21 protein-coding genes and 1 tRNA gene are annotated in these 24,329 nt (G+C 41.9%); 12 read left to right on the top strand and 10 right to left on the bottom strand.

Translation table 11 applies throughout. The annotated features are described in order from the left end of the window. Positions 1 to 9 precede the first annotated feature (9 nt). From Q6344_11055 to Q6344_11045, 3 genes are all read left to right on the top strand, one after another. A complete protein-coding gene (locus tag Q6344_11055; protein WLG13131.1) occupies positions 10 to 318 on the top strand; it encodes a septum formation initiator family protein in 309 nt (102 codons plus the stop codon). 164 nt (positions 319 to 482) lie between these two features. Beyond that, a complete protein-coding gene (locus tag Q6344_11050; protein WLG13130.1) occupies positions 483 to 1,250 on the top strand; it encodes a 2-C-methyl-D-erythritol 4-phosphate cytidylyltransferase in 768 nt (255 codons plus the stop codon). Between the two features lie 407 nt (positions 1,251 to 1,657). Beyond that, the gene (locus Q6344_11045; protein ID WLG13129.1) at positions 1,658 to 2,281 is read left to right on the top strand and encodes a BLUF domain-containing protein; all 624 of its coding nucleotides are present in this window, start codon (positions 1,658 to 1,660) and stop codon (positions 2,279 to 2,281) included. A 383-nt stretch (positions 2,282 to 2,664) separates the two neighbouring features. On the opposite strand, the gene Q6344_11040 is transcribed toward Q6344_11045, so the two are convergent. From Q6344_11040 to pyrC, 4 genes are all read right to left on the bottom strand, one after another. Then, a tRNA-Glu gene (locus Q6344_11040) sits at positions 2,665 to 2,740 on the bottom strand. Between the two features lie 53 nt (positions 2,741 to 2,793). After that, on the bottom strand, positions 2,794 to 2,991 hold the full coding sequence (locus Q6344_11035; GenBank protein ID WLG13128.1) for a hypothetical protein: 198 nt from the start codon (positions 2,989 to 2,991) through the stop codon (positions 2,794 to 2,796). Between the two features lie 297 nt (positions 2,992 to 3,288). Continuing rightward, positions 3,289 to 3,948: a ribonuclease T gene (gene rnt / locus Q6344_11030; GenBank protein WLG15203.1), complete on the bottom strand. Its 660-nt coding sequence runs from the start codon at positions 3,946 to 3,948 to the stop codon at positions 3,289 to 3,291. 291 nt (positions 3,949 to 4,239) lie between these two features. Beyond that, positions 4,240 to 5,310, bottom strand: a complete 1,071-nt coding sequence (gene pyrC / locus Q6344_11025; protein ID WLG13127.1) for a dihydroorotase — start codon at positions 5,308 to 5,310, stop codon at positions 4,240 to 4,242. Positions 5,311 to 5,637: 327 nt separating this feature from the next. Here pyrC and Q6344_11020 point away from each other — a divergent pair, with 327 nt between their 5' ends. Then, positions 5,638 to 6,876, top strand: a complete 1,239-nt coding sequence (locus Q6344_11020; GenBank protein WLG13126.1) for an argininosuccinate synthase — start codon at positions 5,638 to 5,640, stop codon at positions 6,874 to 6,876. A 154-nt stretch (positions 6,877 to 7,030) separates the two neighbouring features. Here Q6344_11020 and Q6344_11015 read toward each other — a convergent pair whose 3' ends face one another. Continuing rightward, entirely contained in the window at positions 7,031 to 8,329 is a 1,299-nt protein-coding gene (locus tag Q6344_11015; GenBank protein WLG13125.1) for a hypothetical protein, read from the bottom strand. A gap of 146 nt (positions 8,330 to 8,475) precedes the next feature. On the opposite strand from Q6344_11015, the gene Q6344_11010 reads away from it, so the two are divergent. Together Q6344_11010 and Q6344_11005 are read left to right on the top strand one after the other, a co-directional pair. Then, positions 8,476 to 9,015 (top strand): L,D-transpeptidase, encoded by a 540-nt coding sequence (locus tag Q6344_11010; protein ID WLG13124.1) that lies wholly within the window; start codon positions 8,476 to 8,478, stop codon positions 9,013 to 9,015. Positions 9,016 to 9,226: 211 nt separating this feature from the next. After that, a complete protein-coding gene (locus tag Q6344_11005; GenBank protein WLG13123.1) occupies positions 9,227 to 9,841 on the top strand; it encodes a nitroreductase family protein in 615 nt (204 codons plus the stop codon). A gap of 229 nt (positions 9,842 to 10,070) precedes the next feature. On the opposite strand, the gene Q6344_11000 is transcribed toward Q6344_11005, so the two are convergent. Further along, positions 10,071 to 11,762 (bottom strand): CYTH and CHAD domain-containing protein, encoded by a 1,692-nt coding sequence (locus tag Q6344_11000; GenBank protein WLG13122.1) that lies wholly within the window; start codon positions 11,760 to 11,762, stop codon positions 10,071 to 10,073. Positions 11,763 to 12,109: 347 nt separating this feature from the next. Between Q6344_11000 and Q6344_10995 the strand changes: the two genes are divergently transcribed. Then, a complete protein-coding gene (locus tag Q6344_10995; GenBank protein ID WLG13121.1) occupies positions 12,110 to 13,255 on the top strand; it encodes a DUF4349 domain-containing protein in 1,146 nt (381 codons plus the stop codon). 139 nt (positions 13,256 to 13,394) lie between these two features. Here the strand turns inward: Q6344_10995 and Q6344_10990 are convergent, their stop codons facing one another. Beyond that, positions 13,395 to 14,981, bottom strand: coding sequence for an isocitrate lyase (locus Q6344_10990; protein ID WLG13120.1), 1,587 nt, complete (start codon positions 14,979 to 14,981; stop codon positions 13,395 to 13,397). A gap of 688 nt (positions 14,982 to 15,669) precedes the next feature. Here Q6344_10990 and Q6344_10985 point away from each other — a divergent pair. Together Q6344_10985 and Q6344_10980 are read left to right on the top strand one after the other, a co-directional pair. Next, positions 15,670 to 16,659 (top strand): LysR family transcriptional regulator, encoded by a 990-nt coding sequence (locus Q6344_10985; GenBank protein ID WLG13119.1) that lies wholly within the window; start codon positions 15,670 to 15,672, stop codon positions 16,657 to 16,659. A gap of 402 nt (positions 16,660 to 17,061) precedes the next feature. Continuing rightward, positions 17,062 to 18,444, top strand: coding sequence for an NAD-dependent succinate-semialdehyde dehydrogenase (locus Q6344_10980; GenBank protein WLG13118.1), 1,383 nt, complete (start codon positions 17,062 to 17,064; stop codon positions 18,442 to 18,444). Positions 18,445 to 18,594: 150 nt separating this feature from the next. Here Q6344_10980 and purN read toward each other — a convergent pair whose 3' ends face one another. Together purN and purM are read right to left on the bottom strand one after the other, a co-directional pair. After that, on the bottom strand, positions 18,595 to 19,287 hold the full coding sequence (gene purN, locus Q6344_10975) for a phosphoribosylglycinamide formyltransferase (GenBank protein WLG13117.1): 693 nt from the start codon (positions 19,285 to 19,287) through the stop codon (positions 18,595 to 18,597). Then, entirely contained in the window at positions 19,287 to 20,336 is a 1,050-nt protein-coding gene (purM, locus tag Q6344_10970) for a phosphoribosylformylglycinamidine cyclo-ligase (protein ID WLG13116.1), read from the bottom strand. The genes purN and purM overlap by 1 nt, the downstream gene beginning before the upstream one ends. A gap of 341 nt (positions 20,337 to 20,677) precedes the next feature. Between purM and Q6344_10965 the strand changes: the two genes are divergently transcribed. From Q6344_10965 to Q6344_10955, 3 genes are all read left to right on the top strand, one after another. Continuing rightward, a complete protein-coding gene (locus Q6344_10965) occupies positions 20,678 to 21,784 on the top strand; it encodes an AI-2E family transporter (GenBank protein WLG13115.1) in 1,107 nt (368 codons plus the stop codon). 335 nt (positions 21,785 to 22,119) lie between these two features. Next, positions 22,120 to 22,923 (top strand): DnaA regulatory inactivator Hda, encoded by an 804-nt coding sequence (hda, locus tag Q6344_10960; protein ID WLG13114.1) that lies wholly within the window; start codon positions 22,120 to 22,122, stop codon positions 22,921 to 22,923. A gap of 75 nt (positions 22,924 to 22,998) precedes the next feature. Further along, a complete protein-coding gene (locus Q6344_10955) occupies positions 22,999 to 23,688 on the top strand; it encodes a DUF2057 family protein (protein WLG13113.1) in 690 nt (229 codons plus the stop codon). A 95-nt stretch (positions 23,689 to 23,783) separates the two neighbouring features. Here the strand turns inward: Q6344_10955 and Q6344_10950 are convergent, their stop codons facing one another. After that, on the bottom strand, positions 23,784 to 24,260 hold the full coding sequence (locus Q6344_10950; protein WLG13112.1) for a Dps family protein: 477 nt from the start codon (positions 24,258 to 24,260) through the stop codon (positions 23,784 to 23,786). Positions 24,261 to 24,329 lie beyond the last annotated feature (69 nt).

The raw sequence follows: 24,329 nt of genomic DNA, 5'->3' as shown, positions 1-24,329 counted from the left end.
TATTATCTTATGAAATACTTTAGCCAATTTATGCTACTTGCTCTAGCCGTTGCCGTCCTTTTGGGATTGCAATATCAGTATTGGCTGGGCGAAAATGGTCGCTTTGAGCATAATAAATTGCTGACTCAAATCGAAGAACAACAACGCTTAAACGAAAACCAAGTGGCAGCAAATAACTTATTGCGTACTGATGTACATGACTTAAAAACTGGTCTTGAGGCAGTAGAAGAGCACGCTCGTTTAGATTTGGGTTTGATTAAGCCGAACGAGACCTTTGTACAAGTATCTACGGCACCCACGACGCATAGCCGTTATTAATTGCTCTTAACTGTCTAAAATTATGATCTTCTATTGTCTATAATAGAAATCTTATTCACCTGAAATTCGTTACTTCTCTTATTCCTCGTCTATCCCTAGCAATACTGTCATGGGCTCTAACCATGAATACTACTTTATGAATATTGCCTTATGAACATTGCCTTATGAACATGACACCTAATGTACATGCCATGATCGTCGCTGCGGGTCGCGGTAGTCGTTTTGGTGCCTCTATCGCCAAGCAATATACGATGCTGCAAGGGCAGACCTTGCTACAGCATAGTGTAGCACGGCTTGCTAGTAGTGCTTATATTGATACATGTTTATTAGTCGTCGCAGCAGATGACAGTACGGCACAGACATTGGATTTTGCGCTACCTATACATTATGCCATGGGCGGCGCTGAGCGCTGGCAGTCGGTACAGGCAGGGGTAAAGGCGATTATTGAGGCGGGAGCTGACGATTCAGATTTGGTTGTTATTCATGATGCTGCGCGTCCTGCGGTTCCCAGTCATGATATTGAACAAGTCATCGAAGCGGCGATGCTAGAGCCTTATGGTGCTATCTTAGCGACACCGGTGGCTGATACTTTAAAGGAATCTTATCCCCAGTCTACCGCTCAATCTGAGCTTGTAGGTGAGACGCCTGTAGTTAACCTGACAGTGAGTAGCAGCCCACATTCTTACGCTAAATGTACTATCGATCGCCGTCATATGTGGCAAGCACAAACGCCGCAAGTGTTTCGCTTAGGTCAGCTGCAAAAAGTATTAACTTATGTCGCTGAATACGAGCTCACCATTACTGATGAAGCCAGTGCATTTGAATGTCTAGACCTACCCATTCGCCTCGTGACTGGCAGTCGCCAGAACATAAAGCTTACCTATCCTGATGATGCTATCTTGCTCGCAGCGATTATTAATGCCCAGTTCTGAGCAGATTAAAAATAATTAAACACTCGTAATAGCCACCAGTCTGTATCAATCTCATTAATGAGCCGGTGGTCTTATCGCTCATTGGATGACGATTTTTATCATCACTTCCCCCTCCCATATTACCTATTTATCTTATCGCCGCCCAAAAACCACAGTGTAAGTTCTCGATATAAATAATTGAAAATTATTGTTTGGTTTTTTCAATTAATGACATTAGATAAACAGATATTGCTTTGATGACTAAACTAGCCTATGATGTAACCAACTTAATACAATTAATATAAACATTTATAAAATCAATAATATACCAAGCCTACTTGATATTTTCAAAGATCTTGTTTCTATGTTTTTTCTAAAGTTAGTATGGTTGTCTTAGCTACATTTACCTGAAAATAGGGAGAAGCTGATTGTCAACAATCAACGATTCGACAAATCCAGTGACGACAGATCTCTGCCAGCTTATATATATAAGCCAAATTACTTCGACTGGTCTTTCAAGCCCCAGCACGCTTAACGACATCTCAGAGGTCGCGACTGAGCGTAACCAAGCCGATAATGTTACGGGTATTCTTTGCTATGGCAATGGCTATTTTTTTCAATGTGTAGAAGGGTCAGAACAAGATTTAACCAATCTAAAGAATCGCTTATTATTAGACGATCGACATAAAGAATTAAAAATCTTAGATTTTTCAGAAATTACCGAACGCCGTTTTTCGAACTGGTCTCTACGCTCCATTACACTTGAACGTTGGATGACCAAAGAGCCTGAGCTGAAAAAACTCATGCCATTTAAACCCTATGATTGGGGCTCTAACGCATGGCGCGAATTTTTAGATATCTTACAAGGGTATTATGAGGAACAAGCAAGAACTGGCAATATTGACACGCCACCTATCAAGTACAGCACGTTAGGGGTGACGTTAAGTAAGGTTGTTGGTCAGCATCAAGCATTCTTCTTGATTCAAACGGTACTCGGTATCATGATTGTGATGACATTGTTGTGGCTAATGCTATCAGATAAGATTTGGTAGTTTTTGTAAAAATAGATTGTTTGATTTAAAAATCCAGTATTCAATGCTGGATTTTTTTGCTTAAATTTATGATGAAGAGTTCAATAAATAAACAGAATATCAAGCTAATTATAGAAACTGTGGATAGCGACACTTAGTAAATATACCTTAATATCTTGAGCAAACTTAATACCGAATCTTATCTATAAAATTAATTATGCTTCACTTATTAAGTAAATCGGCGATGACGAACTGAGTGCTAAGGTATCAAGAGCCTCATGATATAAAAAACAGGCATAAAAAAAGCCCAATCACAATAGTATGTGATTGGGCTTTTTGGTGGTACGCTTATTAGTCTCATCAGATGCTTTGCAGCAAACTTGCTAATAAGTGACGCCAAATAGTGGCGTCCCCAGGGGGATTCGAACCCCCGTTACCGCCGTGAAAGGGCGGTGTCCTAGGCCTCTAGACGATGGGGACTAGTAACACAACACCTCAGCTGCTTTCACCTTTATGCTGAAGTGGTGCGTATTCTAATAGCGTCTGCGCTTGCTGTCAAGCCTTTTTCTTCTTCTTTTTAAAATTAAGTATCTTTTTTTGATCGCACGGCGTGGATGTAAGTCATTACGCTTTAAATGATAGCGAATCCATAGAGAAGTACAAGCACTAATAGTCAATGCGAGCAGCATATAACCGAGGATGGTTCCCCATAACTTAAGCTGTGGATCCATAATAGAGTCCCTCCTATTACGCCTCGATAGCATGAATCGTACGGGCTATCGAGACAATGTGGGCAACTTAAACCATCTATAGGATATAACGAGACGTTCTAATGTGAGTAGTTACAACAACTTATCTGTTTTTGAATTGTTTTACACAATATGATATTCAACGGTTAGACAAGAGGCTGATTTATTGTGATATCAATTATATCCCTATTGATTGTAAAACCAAGATGTTAAAGTCATCAAGTATTACAAATAGCACTATTATGGGTAGTTGGCAATATAGGATATGTGATAAATGGATTATTTGTGACTACTCTCAGTCGAATCCTCTTTATTTTCTTCAGTATGCATCGCATTAGCCAGCATAGGATAATGGTTTAGGATATGGCAAAACAGCTCAGCGGTCTTTTGTGTATCGTATAGGGCAGAATGTGCATCATTACCATCGAAATCAAGCCCTGCTGCCTTGCAAGCCCGTGCTAGTACTGTCTGACCAAATGCCAGCGCAGATAAAGTCACTGTGTCAAAAACTGAAAAGTTATGAAACGGGTTGTGACTTTTGTTATTGGTACGCAGCACCGCCGCATTCAAAAACGCTAAGTCAAAATGGGCGTTGTGCCCGATTAAGACACACTGGCGGCAGTCTTCAGTACGGCGTACTTCTTTTAACCCTTTGAAGATACGGCGTAGTGCTGTTTTTTCGTCTTCGGCAATGGCTTTACGCATTGGATTGTTGGGATCAATGCCAGTGAAGGCAAGGGCACTTGGCTCAAGATTCGCGCCTTCAAAGGGTTCGATATGAGCATTGAATGCTTCCCCAGGATAAAACACACCTTGCTCATTCAGTAGTACAGGAATGCAGGCAATCTCTAGTAAAGCATCGGTTTGCGCATTAAAGCCGGCAGTTTCCACATCAACGACGACAGGCAGAAACTTACGAAATCGGTCTTTTAGACGCATTGGTGCTAGCTCGTCTGCTGCGGCATCTTCTGTGTGAGTATTTGCTGGGCTCTTAATGCTATTATCTATAGGGTTTGATGGGTTTTCGTTAGGTAAGGCGGCATCGTTTGGAGTGGTCATATCTGGTTAAATCGCTTTTATCAGTCGTATTGTTATATTGAATTAAGACATTAAATGAAAAATAAATAACCTATGATACAAATCACACCGCTGGTTAGCAGATGTCATTCTTATCATAGGGTTAAACTTCTCAAGTTAAAATAGAATACAGATGGTTTTGCTTAGTGAGTTTTATGCTTTGATAGACCAAGGCAGTGTCTCGCCTGCCATAAGTGGGGTCAATGATGAGCCATCAAAGTAGGGATAGGCTGCTGGCACTTGCATAGGTGTATTGATAAGTGTAATCGTGCTTTCATTGACTGGCAGTCCATAGAACTGAGCACCAAAACGACTGGCAAAGCCTTCTAACTTGTCTATTTTCCCCACGCTATCGAAAGCGGTGGCATACAATGGCAAGGCAGTTGCGGCGCTATAGCAGCCAGCACAGCCACAAGCGGCTTCTTTTTTATCCGTCGCATGCGGAGCTGAGTCCGTGCCCAAAAAGAACTTGGGATTGCCACTGGTTGCCACATCTAGTAATACTCTTTGATGGCTTTCACGCTTCAAAATAGGCAAGCAATAAAAATGTGGCTTGATACCGCCAACCAATAGATGATTGCGGTTAAACATTAAATGCTGCGGGGTAATAGTGGCGGCAATGTGATTGCCTTGTGCTAAGACAAAATCAGCGGCATCACTGGTAGTAATATGCTCGACGACAATCTTTAATGTGGGGAATTTGACAATGATTTGCGCCAACACTTCGTCTAAAAAGCGCTTTTCACGGTCAAAGATATCCACATGATCTTGCGTCACTTCGCCATGTATCAATAGTGGTAGGTTGTACTTTTCTAATGCTTCAAAAACATCAACACAGGCGTTAATATTGGTGACGCCATCAGCCGAATTGGTAGTCGCGCCAGCAGGATAAAGCTTGACCGCTTGGACGATACCTGATTTTGCTGCCATCTCGATATCTTGGGCAGTGGTTTTGTCAGTGAGATATAAAGTCATACGTGGATCGAATGCAGTTTTGCGCTCAGCACTCAGCTCACTGGCTACTAAGTGCGCCATGATACGGTCGCGATAGGCACGCGCATCGTCAGTGTTCTTAACAGGAGGCACTAAGTTTGGCATACATATGACACGGTTAAAGCTGTTTGCTGCGTGCGATACAGTCGTGCTCAATGCTTTGCCATCACGTAAATGGATATGCCAATCGTCTGGCTGAAGGATGGTCAATTCTCTAATCGAATCAGTCATAATGTCGTCGCGCTCTATATCGTCATATACGGAAATAAAAGGAAGGAATACTGTACTGCTATCATAACAGATTTGCCTACTTGACTAAATATGCGACTAAATATCTGTACATAATACATGGGTTGTTTTTTAATTTGCGGCAGTTAACTGTCACTTACATGTGAATAATTGAAATCTATCGACCCAAAATTTAAATCAAAAGCTTATGCCATGGGGCAGTTGCACTTTTGCCTATAGTAAATATGATGTACACTGAGCAAGTAATTTATCTTTTGATTGAATATTAGCGCTTTTCCTAACACTAAATGCTCACAATAGGAGTTCTTCATGGCTCAACTTGATCCAAAAAATATTAATAAAATCGTCTTGGCCTATTCAGGTGGTCTTGATACCTCCATCATCGCTAAATGGCTGCAAGAGACTTATGATGCAGAAGTGATTACCTTTACTGCTGATATCGGTCAAGGCGAAGAAGTTGAGCCAGCACGCGCCAAAGCCGAAGCTATGGGCATCAAACATATCCATATTGAAGACTTACGTGAAGAGTTCGCCCGTGATTATGTATTCCCGATGTTCCGCGCTAACGCTATCTATGAAGGCGAGTATCTGCTAGGGACTTCTATCGCGCGTCCGTTAATTGCCAAGCGCTTAGTTGAGATTGCTAAAGAACACAACGCCGATGCGATCAGTCATGGCGCGACTGGTAAAGGGAATGACCAAGTCCGTTTTGAGCTTGGCGCCGTTGCTTTATCGCCTGACGTGGTTACCATTGCCCCATGGCGTGAGTGGGATTTATCGAGCCGTGAGAGCTTGATGGAATATGCCAAAGAGCATAATATTGCGATTGATTATGCGGGTAATAAGAAAAAATCTCCGTACTCAATGGACGCCAACTTACTACACATCTCTTATGAAGGTGGTATTTTAGAAGACCCTTACGCCGAAGCAGAAGATGATATGTGGCGCTGGTCAGTGAGCCCAGAAGAAGCACCTGACGAAGCTCAATACTTAGAATTAGAGTACGAAAAAGGTGACATCGTTGCCATCGATGGTGAAGCACTTAAGCCGTACGAAGTCATGATTAAGCTAAATGAGATTGGCGGTCAGCATGGTATCGGACGCCTAGATATCGTAGAAAACCGTTATGTTGGCATGAAATCACGCGGATGCTATGAGACGCCAGCGGGTACCATTATGCTAAAAGCGCATCGCGGTATTGAGTCATTGACACTCGATCGTGAAGCGGCGCATTTAAAAGATGAGCTGATGCCACGCTACGCTAAAACTATCTACAACGGTTATTGGTTCAGTCCTGAGCGTATGATGCTACAAGCATTGATTGACAAGTCACAAGAATATGTCAATGGCACCGTACGTGTGAAGTTATACAAAGGTGCTGTGAGCGTTGTTGGTCGTAAGTCAGATGATTCGTTGTTTGACGAAAAAATCGCGACTTTTGAAGATGATGCGGGCGCTTACGATCAAAAAGACGCAGAAGGTTTCATCCGTCTAAATGGTCTACGTTTGGCGATTGAAGCCAGCCGTGGTCGTGATTTATCGAAGTAAGCCAGTCTTAATAGACTGTGCTAGATAAAGCATGAATAAAAAATATGAATAGAAAAGGCGCTATATGAATAGCGCCTTTTTTTGTGGATTTTTTAAAGGTTTGTTCGATAATTTTTTGCTAATTAAGAAGTCCTGTATTCAGAGCTTTTATTTATCATTGAGCCGCTTTTGTTTCTTTGTCATCAGGCTCCTCATCGTCAACCATGACAATAGCCACATCCTGCTGTTGACGCTCTTCGATAATATCTTGTTCTATAACCTCTTCTGTCGCCAGTAACACACCGTCAGATTTTTGGCTTTGATACTTGAGCGCTGCAAGCCCGCCAAGCACTCCGATGACAGCAATAATAATCAGGATAACCGGATTTTTCCAGAGGGGTATGGATGCCTCGTATTCAATGGGCTTTTCGCTGGTGGTGGTCGGCGTATTATCGTTATTACCACCAATTAAACCCAAGCTTACTAAAGGCGGTTTGGGTGCGCTGGCAGGTTCGGAGGTAATACGTAGGCGATTACGACTGAGATAGATATCTGAGATTTTTGCGAGCTGTAATAGCCAGCGTTGGTGTGGCAGGGCAAGGGCTTGCATTTCTGTAAAAACTAGCATGTCGTTATGGCGACCTTGCTGCAAGTTATCAGGTGAGCGTCCAATGGCTTTTAAATAATTACCAGTTGCCAATTGCATATCTTGCACAGGCTCATGACGTTCAGGTTTGAATGTCGTTAATTCATGCCAGTAAGGATTGAAAGCTGGTGGGGTGTCAGCGAGCTGCGCTGTACTTAATAAGGCACGTTCTGTATTAGGATGGTTTTCGGATTCGGCTGCTGCTTTTGTTTTTACTGTCGAGTCTAAATTGACCTCTGATGCTGCGACTAGACTGTTATCTTCATTTACCTCATTCAATTTAACAGAGACAGACGCTGGCTCATTGATGGCAAAGCGAGCAGCTGATAAAAACTGTGGCTGTAAAGCGAACCATTTATCCATCTCGTCGTTATCAAGTTGGCTATAGTCGGCTAAAATAGCCAGCTCACGTAAGACAATCACGCATAAGGACGTGAGAAGTATCTGTACTTGCTGCGTTGTTGCGTCAATCTGCTGAGCAATATAGTCACTCGCTTTAATCACGCGAGCATTATCATAAAATATCGCATCCGCTGCTTCATGGCGGTGATATAACGTCGCATTCATGGTCGAAAAATTCATCGAATTATATTGGCGTAGCTCTTTGACTGCGCCGCGACTAAATAGCTTTTTGCTCACAGCTTGTCCGTCATTGTGCTGCTGGTAAGCAAGCAAGGCACTGATAATGGCCTGCAAACTGGCATCCATTGCCAATCGAGCTTGTGGTAATGAAAGCTTGGCGGCATCGGCCAATAAAGATACCATTGGCTTGGTATCTTGATAGAGAAAATCATACATCGACACACGTGTCGGTGAAATAGTCGTCATAATCTGCTAGCATCAAAAAGTGTGCCCCTATATTACGGTGCCAAAAGCCTTGATACAATCCCTTAATAATAGAAAAAATCAATCCACTTACTTATCACGCGGTCAATAATGATATCTATTGGGTAAATGACCGTTGGAAACATTCTATGACAAATAACGAAAGCTATAGCGAGAAAAATAACGAAAGTTCTGATGTGCAGTTGGTGGTTAATATTGCTAAGCAAACATTAACGCTCTACCAGCATAATAGAGAATTGGCTCAATATACGGTGTCTACCGCGAAAAATGGCATTGGCAGTCAACAAGATAGCGGCTGCACACCTCTTGGCAAACACTTTATCGCCAAAAAAATTGGCGCAAATGAACCCATGAATGCCGTGTTCATCGGACGCGTTCCTACAGGCGAGATATATAGTGCTGAGCTTGGTAAACGACATCCTGAACGCGATTGGATATTAAGCCGTATTCTTTGGCTAAGTGGTGTGGCAGAGGGCTTTAATAAAGGCAGTAACAGTCAAGGTGGCTGTGATACTTATCAGCGTTATATTTACATTCATGGTACGCCTGACAGTGAGCCGATGGGTGTGCCACTCTCGCACGGCTGTATACGTATGCGTAATGAGGATATTATTGAATTGTTCAACCAAATTGCAGAGGGCGTATTGGTGACGATTGTCGCTAATTAACGACTATTTATTAACGATTACGTAGTAAATTATTTTCTTACATCTTAAGTAAAACAGAATAACTTCATAGAGTAATTGATAAATAAAACTTTATAGAGTATAGATATTATTTAGTATATTGCTATAATAGCTTGCTTATGAATGATCAACTTGTCATGCCCAGCATGGCTCGTTTAACCTATGTTTTATGATAATTATAAGGATAATATCGATGTCTAAAGAAAGCCTAGTCACTTTACAACAAGCCTTTGATGAACGCCGGTCAATATATGCTTTGGGCAATGAGCTGCCAGTAGAGCCACAAGCAATTGTGAATATGGCAGAGCGTGTTTTATTACATACGCCTTCTGCTTTTAATTCACAATCTTCGCGTCTGGTCGTACTGTTTGGTGCCGAGCACCAGAAATTATGGGATATCGCTGAAGAAAAACTGCGTGCAGCCGTCGGCGATGGCGACTTTTCTGGGACTAAGCAAAAGTTAGACGGCTTCCGTGCGGCAGCGGGTACAGTGCTGTTTTATGAAGATAAAAACGTGACTGAGTCATTGCAAGAGCAGTTTGCGTTATATGCAGATAGATTTCCAGTTTGGGCTCAGCAAACCTCAGCCATGCATCAGTATGCGATGTGGACAGAGCTACGTACTTTAAATGTTGGTGCCAACCTACAGCACTACAATCCGCTTGTGGATGAAGACGCAGCTAAGGCTTATGCTATCCCAGATAGTTGGGAATTGGTGGCACAAATGCCATTTGGCAACATTGTTGAGCCTGCTGGCGAAAAAACGTATCAGCCAGTTAGTGAGCGTATGAAGGTGCTAGGTTTATAAAATACTTGAGCTTACAAACACGCTAGATGTAGAAAACTGATAGTAGTTTTTGAAATATGCTTAACTCAGTTGAAGTATTACGTTTTTCAAATAACTGAGTTTAAGCATCCAATCAAAAAAAGCATCTCAAAGAAAACGCTTAAAAAAAGACAGCCCATATAAAGTGAGCTGTCTTTTTTATTCTAAGCTTAGTTTATTTTAAGCTTGGTTCATGCTGCTAAGAGTCTTTTTACCGAAATATTGAGCTGTCTGCCACTTTAGCCAAGCGTTTTTCTGTGCGCTTAAGGTCTCTCACTAGCATGGCTGCAAACCAGCCAGCGCCATACAACGCAATGCTATCTGTCTTCGACTTTAATTGATAGCGCTGTTGGTACATTTTATGATTATGATATTTATTCAAAGTCTTTTGCGCTTTTGCTAAGTATTTTAGCCAGCGTTTACTTTCCTTCTTGGCTTTTTTCTTTTTTGACTTTTTCTTATCTAATAATGGCGTGGCAAACTCACTGATATAAAGTAAGGTGGTTAACTGCTCATGCAGCTCGTGCTCTGCATTATTATCGTCTAGATCAATATTTTCTATATCGTCACTTTTTGAATCTACGTTTTCTAAGTCACTATCGTCTAAGTCAACACTTTGTAAATCATCATCTTTTAAATCATTGCTTTCTATATTAATGTTATCTGAGCCAACGTCTTTTTTACTCTGTAGCTCTTGTACTGCCTTGCCAAGCTTTGCCTGCTGTTTGGATAAGGTTTTTGCCAGTTTATCGATGGCGAGTTGATTAGCTTGCGGTTCAAGGCTTGGGTCGCTCATGGTAAAGGCGATCAGCTCAAGTAAGGTCATCTGAAAATCGTTGGCACTGATGGCATCTTTCGGAGTAATCTTCAGCGCATCCATATCTGTTGCCCAATCGACAGTAGGTGCACCTTGTTGTTGCAAATTAGGCTCTATATGTGAGGCAAGATGGGCAAGCTCTTGATATTCATTCAATAACATAGCTGTTGGTTTCAGTATCGGCAGCCAGTCTGGATTGATTTCGTCAGAATAGCTGGCAAATGCTTGTAGGGCAGCTTGCAAGCGGACAATACCAATGTATAGTTGTAATGCATGGTCGTCCTCTTCGCTGCCAGCGACGATAGCGCTGCTATTGGGCAGTATTTGCAACAGACAGTTATGTACCGCTGCGCGCACAAAGGCAGGCATGCTGATTTTTTTATCGATATTTAGCTGATCAAGGTCAGCGTGGACAGCTGGACTATGCTGCTGTTCTGTGATGAGTAAACCACCGCGCTCAGCTTTGGTCACCGTAGACAAACAAAGCTTGTAGCGCTTACACCAAGTTTTGGCGGTTGCAAATAAAAAATCGATATCTCCTGATATCAGCTCAAACTCAATCTCTTGAATAGCATCGCGCTGAGTATCATCGTTACCGTGAATAATCTCTCCATAGTCGTACGCCATCTCGACATGGTTATTTGCATCACTATCACCGCCATTATCATCCACTAGCAATCGTGTGGTACGCTCTACATCGGTCACATATAACCGTGTGAGATTTTTAGCCAGTTTTTTTAGCTTAAATTCAGCTAGGGCAGGGGCGACAGAGGTGTTTTTATAAATAGTTAAATCAGGCATGAGCGTATTATTATCGAGCATCGCTTGTACTTGTTCATTATCCAGTACCGCATTATGCTCTAGGCGTGCTGCAATGCCATCGCTGCCCGCTTTGATGGTCTGTACCCAAGCATCACCTTCTTTACGGATACGCAAGCCAATGCCTGCCTCTGCAAGCTGTTGGTCTGGGGTATCATAATAATGGGCAGCCAGTTGCGTCACCTCAGAAGATTTGACTCGTGCTTGGCGCATCAAACCTTTCAGTCGCGACTCTGGTACCAAAAACTTTAGCTCTATCTCTTGCATGATGGCTCCCGATTATTTTAATAAATTTGAATGACTACCATCGTATGAAAGCTATCGGCGAATAACAAGCAAAATTTTTTCTATAAATACTCTGAGCCAATATTAGAGATATACTTTTAGTAAGTAATCATTATAATTAACGTAAATTATTAAACAAAAGTAGGATAAAGGTGGTTGGCTTTATAATAAAGGCTGAAATATTTTTATCCAATATGTTTACCATATCTCATAAAATGCCGGATTATAAAATAATGACGCAATGCAATCAAAAGAAGTATGACACGCATCAATCTCATTCAATATTACTGCCTAAAGCCTTGTTTCCATCAGTTTTATGTCTACCAATAATGCTTGGGTCTGTTTTATTGATAGGCGGCTGCGATAGCTCTTCTGAATATGCAGAAAGCAGCGCAGATCTGACAGAGGTGGTAACCGAAGAAGTTGCAGACGCTACAGAAGGGGAGATGGTTGGCATCATGTCCGATGTGGCAGCTGATAATGCCTCTAACGCTGATGATTTAGAGGTTGCAAACCTATCGAGCACTAGTGAACAGACCCTTGGTAGTCAGGCAGCAGACATTAAAATTGCGGGAAAAGCGCTATTGATAACTGCCAGTGCTGATTTTAAAGTTGAAGATGTCGTCAAAACTAGTGATGCTATTGAGAGTTTGACACGGCAACAGGCTGGTTATGTGGCACTTAGCAATATTAGTAATCATCCACGTGATAGTCGAACCTTTGTACAAGGCAATAAAAATATCACGATTACAACCTACACTCGTCAAGCTGACATGACGGTTCGTATTCCTCGCGCCAATGTCAGTAAGTTCCTAGCGCAATTACAACAGCAAGTCGCATTTTTAAATGGGCAGCAGTTTAGTGCTCAAGATGTGACATTAGATATTTATCGTGAACAGCTAGCGAGCCAGCTAAATAGTGATATGGCAAGCGAGCTTAGCCAAGAACGCCTCAATAGTAAAAATGATAAAGACCAAGGTAGCAATGTTGATGCTATTACCGCGACTTATGCGGCACGTCGTCAGCAAGAGCTTGCCAAGCTTGAGCAACTGGCTATCGCTGATAAAGTTCAATATAGCACCATTAACCTGACCTTTATGCAACCAGATATCAGTTATAAAGAAACCACACAAAATCTGGATGTGCTATTAGATGCTGAGCAGCCAAGTTTTAGTAGTCAAGTGAGTCAAGCATTTAAAGATGGCTGGGAGATACTTAGATCAGTAGCGCTTGGATTGATACAACTGTGGTGGCTGCTTGTACTTGGCGGTATTTTTTATCTAATTTACAGAATAATAAAAGCAATCTATCGTAGATTTTTTAAACATGATCCCCGTATAAAAAATATGAAGCGTGAGCTGATGGGTGAAAATCCAAAAAGTCACGATTCAGTCGGTATACAGAGCAGTCAGGAAGAGGGTAATAGCAATAATATGAAAGAGACTGATAGTAAGGATAATAAGCACTCAAATTAAGAATTAACAAGCTCACAATGCTCAAAATCTTACAATAATAGAGTGCAAATAAGTAGACATAAAAAAAAGCCGCCCTATAAGATAGGACGGCTTTCTCTATAACTGGTACTTACGAGATGTACTTATAAGTGGTCGGTGATTAGAACTGGTTCATCGTGTTCTTGCCGCCGCCAGCTTTAAGGGCATTTTCACCAGAGAAGATCTCTTTGTGATCATCGCCAAGGTCAGAGCCCGCCATTGCTTGATGCTTAACACAAGCGATGCCTTCACGGATTTCTTTACGTTGTACGCCAGCAGCATAAGCAAGCATACCATCTTCACCGAAGTAGCCTTTAGCAAGCTCATGCACGCTAAGCGCAGTGGTGTGATAAGTAGGTAGCGTGATTAAGTGATGGAATACACCTGCTTCACGTGATGCATCACGTTGGAAGTTTCTAGCCGCTTCGTCAGCTGCTGTATCAAGTTCAGTACCATCGTAATCCGCACTCATCAAGTCATCTTTATTGTAGGCAGATAGGTCTTTGCCTTCTTCTTCCCACTGAGCGATGATTTGCTTACGGAAGTTCAGTGTCCAGTTGAACGATGGGCTGTTATTGTATACAAGCTTAGCTTTTGGCTGTTGCTCTTTAATACGATCAACCATCATTTTGATGTGTGCGACGTCTGGAGTCGGTGTTTCGATCCATAGTAGATCCGCGCCATTTTCTAGAGCCGTTACACAGTCAAGTACGACACGGTCGATGTTCGTTTCTTCACGGAATTGATATAGACCATTTTGAAGACGAACTGGACGTACTAGTTTGCCGTTATGCTTAAGCAAGCTGTCGTTCTCTTTGGCGTTTTCTAGCGTGACTTCTTCCATCTCGATAAAATCGATGTACTGAGAAGCAAGGTCGCCTGGCTCATTTGATACTGGGATTTTTTGCGTTAGTGACGCGCCTTCAGAGTCAGTACGAGCAACGATAACGCCGTCTTCAACACCAAGCTCTAAGAATGCATAACGAATAGCGTTGATTTTTGCGATATAGTCTTCATGCGGTACAGTGACTTTACCCGCTTGGTGACCACATTGCTTCGCGTCAGATACTTGGTTTTCAACCTGAATAGCACAAGCACCCGCTTCAATCATTTGCTTGGTTAGCAAGTAAGTGGCTTCTTCGTTACCGAAACCTGCATCGATGTCAGCAATGATTGGCACAACATGTGAATCAAAGTTTTCGATTTTTTCTAGGATGGCTGAGGTATCTTGACCCGCTTCTTCTGCAGCGTTTAGCTCACGGAAGTAGTCGTTCAATACTTTAGCATCAGCTTGACGTAAGAAGGTGTAGATTTCTTCGATTAGCTTAGGTACAGAGGTTTTTTCATGCATAGATTGGTCAGGAAGAGGACCAAACTCAGAGCGAAGGGCTGCAACCATCCAACCTGATAGGTAGATGTAAGTTTTAGCTGTTGTACCGAAATATTTTTTCTTAGCGTACATGGTTTGTTGAGCCACAAAACCATGCCATGCACCTAAAGACTGCGTGTACTGAGACGTATCATTGTCATAGTCTTCCATGTCTTGACGCATGATTTTTGCAGTATATTTGGCGATATCTAAGCCCGTTTTAAAACGGTTTTGTGACATCATACGTGCCGCATCGGTTTCGCTGATATTCTGCCAGTTACCGTGCTTTTGCTTTAATTCACGTACTAAGTCGATCGCTGATTTATATGCAGTTGACATCTATGTCTCCTTGGGGTGGTGAAAATTAGTAACTTAGAAAATTACAAGTATTGAGGTAATTTTGATATATGTAGAAAGATGCTGGCAGAAGTGAAAATCTAAAATATAAACCTTATGCGTTAGCAATCTCTACTAAACTATAAGAAAATTATGATAAAAGCAAATAAAACCTGTCGAATTGGTCAGCTTTTATTATTGGGTCTTTCGTTTTAGGTTGAATGCGCTTTTTTATAAGTCTTTTTCAACTGTTAAAGTGCTTATTGCCCTAAAAAGTGCCAACTACTAATTCAAGCTTAAAAAAATAAGAGCAAAAAATTAAGTTTGCGTAATAAATGTTATGTCCGTATTTTCGCATGAAAATGCGATAAAATACTTATGGTAGTCAATCCATCAAAACGCACGGCGACTGCCTAACATTAAACAAGAACTGATTAAGCGCTTGCTAGCCACTATAGCTAGGTTACCTTGATTTATCTAGTTTATGATTATTATCTTGGGTATTTAATTTTATGATAGTACATATAAAACAATGACTTATGATGAATGATTTCAGTTATAATAAGCATATATCAAAATAATTAATATAAAATTGTCCTTATTTCATGCTGTTATAGATGATTTATGCTAAATAGCAGGGCAAAAAACGCCGCGTTTGTAGTGGTATTTATTTTAAGGTAAAGAGACATATATGAATTTGCAGCGGGTAGATTTAAATTTATTGGTACATCTAGATGTGTTGTTACGAGAAAAAAACGTTACTCGTGCAGCTGAGCAGCTTGGCATTACCCAACCTGCGATGAGTAATATTTTGCGCCGGCTGCGTAAGCTATTTAATGATCCATTGCTGGTACGCTCATCTGAAGGTATGACGCCGACTGAACGCGCATTGGAGTTACAGCCTCGTATCCGTGAAATACTTGCGGATTTGACACAAGTATTAGAGCCACGCACAGAATTTCGTCCTTACAGTACCTCGCGCGTTTTTCGTATCATGACCTCAGACTATGCTGAAGCGACATTGGTACCAAAATTGGTCAAAGCATTGCGCTCAGAGGCACCAAATGTCATCTTAGATTTCTTAACGCCATCGGACGTCTCATATCGTGATATGGAGCAGGGGCGAGTGGATTTGGCGATCAACCGCTTTAATGAAATTCCGCAAAGCTTCCATCAAGTGTTAGTATGGCGTGATACTTTTAGCTGTTTATTGTCCTCTGACAGTCCTTATGCTCATCGCTTTAATCTCAAAAATTATCTTAAGGCGCAGCACGTTTGGGTCTCTAAAACTGGTATGGGTGTGGGATTTGGTGTCAATCCAGAAAAATCTGGTGGCCTAGGTTCAATTGATCAAGCACTGCAACGTTTAGGTCAAAAACGTCAAATCAGTGTTTTTACCCGCCACTATCAAATGCCAGCCATGCTTGCAGCCAATAAAGATTTGGTTGCAACTTTGCCTACGCGTGTGGCAAAAATGCAGGCTAATAACGACAGTATCATGATGGTCGAGCCACCATTTTTTATCCCTGAATTTGAGCTAACGATGGCGTGGTCGCCTTTGTTGCAGCATCATCCCGCCCATCGTTGGTTGCGTCAGCTTATCATGCATGTGGCTCGTCAAATTGTTGACGAAGAAGAGAATCCACCCCAAGAAATTCCTGTGATGAATCATTTGTTTTAAGCCATTTGTTTGTGGCTATCGATTGCTTATTTATTAAACCAGCCCAAGCGCTGGTTTTTTATTGGCGTAATTTTACTGAAAAATCTCGTCCAAGATTTTGACCTAATAAATCAGTCAGTCACATTCTTAACATCTTAGGAACACTTCTTTATAACTTGTAAAACTACTCGTTGTACATTTTGCTATGATAAATCCCACTTAAGAAAAAAGACAAATACATAGCCTATTGTTAAGTTATACGACAGTATCGGATTTCATAAAATCGTTGATGAAGTTGTCCAATTTAACCATATCCATTTATAAAAATGACGATTCTCGGCTTATGTGTCTTTTAAAACTTCAAATGTTGAAGCGATCAATTTTCAAACCAATAAAATAGTGTAATGAATAAGGATAATAATCATGGCAGATATTACTACTATAAACCCAGCAACGGGTGAAGCGATCAAAGAATACGATTATATGAGTAATGATGAGGTGAACAAGATTGTTGAATCCTCGCACCAAGCATTTACTGAGTGGCGTAAAACCAGCCACGAAGCGCGTGCAAAAGTCATCAATTCTATCGGTGAGACATTGCTCAAGTACAAAGAAGAGTTGTCTAAACTTATGACTGAGGAGCGTGGCAAGCTCTATAGTCAGAGTTTGCAAGAAATAGATTTGTGTAAAGCAATTTGCGACTATACCGCAGAAAAAGGGGTGGCTGCACTTGCTGACGATGAGCGTGATATTGAAGGCTTGAAGAAAGGTATTGTGACTTATCAGCCTATCGGTGTCATCTATGGCATGCAGCCATGGAACTTTCCTGCTTACCAAGTATTCCGTTATACCATCGCAAATTTGATGGCAGGTAATAGTATTTTACTCAAGCACGCGTCAAACGTGACTGGTTCAGGCTTGTTAATCGAAAAAATCTTCCATGAGTCAGAGTTACCAAACGATTTGTTCCGTACGATTTTAATCGATCACGACCAATCAGAAGCATTAATCGGTCATGACAAAGTGCGCGGTGTCACACTGACAGGTAGCGACGGCGCTGGTAGCATTGTGGGTCAGCAAGCAGCAAAAGCCATTAAAAAGGTGGTGCTAGAATTAGGCTCAAACGATGCTTTTATTGTCTTAGAAGATGCTGATGTAGAGTTAGCGGTAGAAACTTGTACCCAAGCGCGTCTCATTAATAATGGTGAAACTTGTGTCGCCGCTAAGCGCTTTATCATCGTTGATAGCTTATACAATGATTTCCGTGAACGCATTGTCAAAAAGTTTGCAGACGCTAAATCTGGCGATCCGATGGATGATGCCTCTGATCTTGGTCCATTAGCTCGTAAAGATTTACAAGAAAAATTGCATGAGCAAGTAGAAGATAGTGTGGCAAAAGGCGCAACGATTGCTGTTGGTGGTCAATTGCCAGAAGGCAAAGGCAGTTTTTATCCAGCAACTATCTTGGAGAATGTCGAAAAAGGCCAACCTGCCTATGATGACGAATTATTTGGTCCTGTCGCCTCATTAATACGAGCCAAAGACCAAGATGATGCATTACGCATTGCCAATGACAGTCGCTACGGTTTGGGCGGTGCTATCTTCTCTAAAGACGAAGACAAAGCCATTCGCCTAGCGCGTGAAGAGTTTGATACGGGCATGGTCTACATCAATGGTTACGGTCTTGCAAATCCAGCGTTGCCATTTGGTGGAGTGAAAAACTCAGGTCATGGTCGCGAGCATGGCGGTTTTGGTATCAAAGAATTTGTAAATATTAAAGGGCTACATGTTCATAAAAGTCAATAATAGCTGACGTCTTCGGGATTAATATGCTTTAGAAGATTTTAAAGGTAGCTATTAGAAAGCCCAGTCATTCATTGAGTGACTGGGCTTTTTTATGCAAAGAGTTTAAGCTTGATAGTTGGTGCCTGATAATTTGTGACTGTCGCTACTTACTCAGTCGTTCAAATATAGTTTTAATGGTAGCGTTGGTAAAGACATACTTTGTTGATTGGCTGCTTGAGCATGGTCTAGCGAGAGTGCGCCTTTGGCCAATAATAAAATCGTCCAAGGGAGCAATTGATGCTCAAGCTTTTGCACGCGTGCTTGCAAGCTATCGGCAGTGTCTCTTTGATGTATCTCTAACAGCGCTTGGGTCAAAACAGTACCCGCGTCGAGCTCAGCGGTGACGACATGAATACTACAGCCATGATGTCGCTCACCTGCTTGTATCGCACGCTGATGGGTATCAAGGCCTTTATAGATAGGTAGTAAAGAGGGGTGCAGATTAATCATCGGCGCTGGTGCATTATCGATAAAATCTGCACTCAAGACACGCATAAAACCAGCTAACACAATGAGATCTGGTTGCCATAAGGCTAGTTGGCTGCTGGCATGATTCTCAAAGGTCTTGATTCCCATGCGTTTGCCGCTAGCAACATGTGACAATACGGCTACGGGAATGTCAGCGTCTTTTGCACGGGTGATGGCATAAGCATCTTCACGGTTACTAATGACGCCAACAATCTCAATCGGCAGTGCGCCAGCTTGCATCGCATCTATCAGTACTTGCAAGTTGCTACCACTACCAGAGACCAGTACAGCAATCCGTAAAGGGTTATTATCAATTTTTTTTTGACTGTCTGACATTAACGGTACACCACAGAATCCGCTTCGCGCTTCACCATTTCGCCTAATTGCCAAGCTTTTTCACCAGCATCGTTCAAAGTTTGAATGGCCGCATCTGCTTTATCTTTAGGCACGACAATGACAAAACCAACGCCGCAGTTAAAGGTGCGGTACATCTCGCTTTGTTCAATATTTCCTTGGGTTTGTAACCAAGTGAATAGCTCTGAGAACTGCCAGCTAGTCGTATCAATGCTAGCAGCTAAATTCTCTGGTAATACACGTGGTAAATTATCGGTTAAGCCGCCACCAGTGATATGTGACATTGCATGCAGCGCTGAGCTACCAAGAGTATCTTGCAACGCTTTAATCGCTTTAACATAGATGCGAGTAGGGGCCATTAACGCGTCTTGGATAGGCTGACCGTCTAATTGCTCATCACTGCTCGTCACATCAATGCCGCTGACTTCGATGACTTTACGTACCAATGAATAACCGTTTGAGTGTGCACCACTTGAGGCAAGAGCGATCAATACATCGCCTTCCGCGACGTTTTCGCCAGTGATGACTTCTGCTTCTTCGACCACACCGACACAAAAGCCTGCCAAGTCATAATCGTCGTCTTGATACATACCTGGCATCTCAGCGGTTTCGCCGCCGATCAGGGCACAGTTTGATAACTTACAGCCTTCACCAATACCAGTGACCACAGTCGCTGCTACATCAATATCAAGCTTGCCAGTCGCATAGTAATCTAAGAAAAATAATGGCTCTGCACCGCAAACCAATAAATCGTTGACGCACATGGCGACCAAGTCGATACCGATCGTGTCGTGACGGTTTAGCTGTAACGCCAGTTTAAGTTTGGTGCCCACACCATCAGTACCTGAAACTAATAACGGTGAGGTGTAACCAGTTGGTATACGACAAAGCGCTCCAAAGCCGCCAAGTCCGCCCACAACTTCAGGACGAGAGGTGGCTTTTGCCACTGATTTAATACGTTGTACCAACGCATCGCCAGCATCAATATCAACACCAGCATCTTTGTAGCTTAAAGAAGGCTTGTTACTCATGGTCATCTCACAAATTTTATAGGGAATGAAGGTCTGTCAGTAGAAAATCGAGTTGGTCGTGTTAATTCTGAATATAGTGCGCGCATTATACCCAAAAATGACCCTTACTCGCAAAGCAACTTGCGGATATTTGGCGGATATTTCACGAAGACTGACTTTAAGTAGTAAATAAAAAGTTAAGAAACAAAAAATGACGGATTTTTTGCTGTACTCTGCGATAATGGAACGCTAAATTTATTGTCGATAACAGTTCGCTATTACGCCGTTGTTGTACGATAAGACGTATCATTTCTTTCAATTATACCTCCATCTTAAATCAGCCTATCATAGGATTCCTTGTCATGATGAACCAACCAATAGATCCTTTTTTTCGGCGCTTATTTATTGTCGTTGCGATGGTGGTGGGTATATTGTTACTGTATTTGATGATGCCAGTCATTATACCGTTTGTCTTTGCTTTCGTACTGGCTTATTTGTTCAATCCGCTGGTCAAACGCTTATCGAAGTATATCAAACGCTGGGTGGCGATTATCATTGTCTATTCCACCATCACTTTAGGAATGGTGCTACTGCTTTGGTGGTTAATACCGACTTTGTGGCATCAGTTGCAAGCGGCGTGGGAGTATCTGCCTAAGGTCTTAACTTGGTATAATGAAGTCGTACGTGAATGGTTCGTTAACAACAGTCGTATCAATCTGCCAGAGTTGGAGTCTAAAGGGTTTTCTGAGACATTGGTTGAATACATGCAGACCAATTATAAGTTTGAAGATGCCAGTACCATGATGAACCAAATATTGGTGTCGAGCATGAACTTCATCAATAATGCTGGACTCATTGTGCTAGTACCGATTTTAACCTTTTATTTTTTGTTCAATTGGGATCAGCGTCTGCAGACATGGAAGCTGGCGATTCCCGCTGCGTATAGCGAAAAAGTCATTCAGATTGCTCGAGAGTGTGACCTTGCATTGATGGCATTTATCAAAGGTCAGCTATTGGTGATGGTCTTATTGGGCGCTATTTATGCGGTGCAATTACAGCTTATTGGGCTTGAGCTTGGGCTTATTATTGGTATGGTTGCCGGTATTGCTAGCTTTGTTCCTTATTTGGGTTTTGGCATTGGTTTTATCGCTGCCATTATCGCCTGCCTGTTCCAGTTTGGGCTAAATTGGACGTATTTGTCGCTGATTGTCGGAGCGTTTTTAGTTGGGCAAGCCGCCGAAGGTTATATCCTACAGCCGTTACTATTGGGTGATAAGATAGGTCTATCGCCGCTTTGGGTGATTTTTGCAGTATTGGCAGGCGCAAGCTTATTGGGTTTCGTTGGTATGCTCATCGCACTGCCAGTGTCTGCCGTGCTTAATGTACTGTTTCGCCATTTATACATCTACTATCGTTCGACTGATTTTTATAAAGGTCGTAAGCAATTGGCTTTGTTTGAGAAGAGATAAGTATTTTATCGTTAGAGTAACGAGGTCATCATAATGGGATAGTAAAATTGATGACGGATAATAAATGGTGATTGATAAGGCTTAATAGGTAAAAGACTTGTCAGTCATTTTGCAAATATGTTATATATAGGCGCAGTATTGACAGTATCAGCCGTTATCCAGTTGGTCGTTAACAAGATGACTTTTGATTAGGTAATTCTCAGATATACTCTCGATTAAAACAACGAGATGCTAACGCAGCAAGTTTATATCAGGTAGTATAAGAGCATCTCAAAGACAGTTATTAATAATTTATCCTTTTATTTATTGCATTACGCAAAACGAGTTGATGATTCATGGCAGAAGCACAGCTAAGTCTCAATCTGGACATTAAGCATGATGCAAGTCTAAGTGACTTCGCCGGTCCTGGTTGGATGTCAATTATTGATGCAGTGCGGCAACTACATGTCGGCCTGATTGGTCAGCTGTACCTATTTGGCAGTCCTGCTACGGGCAAGTCGCACTTATTATCTGCTATCTGTGAGTCATTTATTGAGATGGACAAGTCCGCGATTTGTTTGTCACTCAATGAGTTGATTCATACCGATGTGCACGTCCTCTCCTCTCTAGAAAACTTCGATCTAATCGCGATCGATGATTTAGAGGTGCTGGAGCAAAGCAGTCAATGGCAAGAAGCCTTATTTCATTTGATTAACCGCAGTCGTGAAGGTCAGCGTCAATTGTTGTTTGCAGCCAATAAGCCTGCTGGTGATTTGCCCTTTCAATTGAGGGATTTGCTGACTCGTTTGGCACAAGCACCTACGTTTAAAGTACCCAATGGTCATGACTTAGCCGACCGTCAGGCGTTATTACAATCCATCTTGCGTCGGCGTGGTTGGCAGTTTGATGATCGAATTATTGATTATTTGCTTACTGAAGGACCACATCGCATCGGTGCGATGATGGAAGTACTCAATTATATTCAGCCGATGTTTTCGAACCTTGGGCGTAGCAATATATCCAAAGCAGTCATCACTGACGCATTGCGTACCATTGATGAGCAGACACTAGCAGCAGAGCTTGCTGATATTGCGCAAGAGACACAAGTAGATAACGATTCAGCGGAACAAGATCAACATACGATGCCACTCGATTTTTAGCATTAACAACTAAAGTCTTTTATCCAAAACGCTTTTACTATTGCCAAAACGTTTTCACTATTAATGGAATCACTTATGAAATCCAATGCTTCTTTGCTAAAAAAACTGACCATCAGCACGTTGCTTATTGGTGCAGGCTCTGTCTCTATGCTGTCGCATGCTGAAGTAACGCTACTGGTTGATGACCATATCAAAGTCACGGCTATTAATGGGCAAGAAGTGCAGCAGAGCGCTTTTCAACCATTGACTAAAAAGTTTACGCTTCAGCCGGGTCAACATGCGATTACTGCGAAGTATGACCGCTTATATGACTTGCGCCGTGATGAGCATGACTATTTACGTTCGGGTAATGTGAGCGTGACGGCAGAATTGGCGGACAATCAAACCTATCGTCTGACCATGCCGAATCAGCCAGAAGAGTATGCAGCAGCTAAAGAATATGCCAAACGTCCGATACTGGCAGTAGAGAAAAACAATACTGTGGTTGCAAGTCAGCAAGGTATCGCTGGTAATCAAGGTGGATTGTTGTCAGGTTTAGGCAAGGCGTTCGGCGGTGTGTTTGGCGGAGCAGATGATGCAGAGCTACAGAATCAGCGTGCGATTGCCGCATTAGATCAACCGAATGTGAATACGGGTACGGTAGCGACCACTAAGCAAATCACTAGCGTTAATTCATCTGCTAATACCTTAGATCAATTTATGCAAATTTGGTTACAAGCCACGCCTGCTGAGCGCGAAAAAATGCGTCAATGGATGCAAAAATAAGGTTTCATTAGCAACAGCAAGTACAAAAAAAGCACCTAAAGTAGGTGCTTTTTTATGATTTAGATTTTAGTTATGTACTGTTTTTTTAGCAATGATTAACCCAAAAAGGCGTTATACATCCAGATGAGCTTTTCTTGCTCTTGTACATAGGCATCTACGAGGTCAGCTGTTCCTTGATCTTCGCTGTCTGCTGCTAGAGCAGATACTTTACGCTGCTCTGTAATCAAAGCTTGTAAACCCGTTACCACACCTTTCACACAAGCATTGCCATCTTTGACGTTTTTATCTTCTTGAATGCTAGTATGCTGAGTAAAATCGCTATAAGCATGCAGCGGTGTGCCGCCCAAAGTTAAAATACGTTCAGCGATTTCATCAATTTGTAATTGTAGCGCGGTATACAATTCTTCAAACTTTGGATGCAAGGTGAAAAAATGCTCACCTTTTACATTCCAGTGATAGCCACGGACGTTTAAATAAAATACGTGATAAGTTGATAATAAATTGTTTAGTTGTGCAATGACTTCGCTCATGTCAGCTTTTTCTAGACCGATTTGATTAGTAGCGTTACTCATAATATTATCCTTATAGTTTGAGTGTTGAGATAAAACATTAAATGAAGAAGATGAGAAGTGTAGCAACTC

Source organism: Psychrobacter cibarius (assembly GCA_030686115.1).
GTDB classification, from domain to species: Bacteria; Pseudomonadota; Gammaproteobacteria; order Pseudomonadales; family Moraxellaceae; genus Psychrobacter; species Psychrobacter cibarius_C.
The sequence above is the reverse complement of the archived record's forward strand: the minus strand, read 5'-3'. Positions and strand labels throughout refer to the sequence as shown.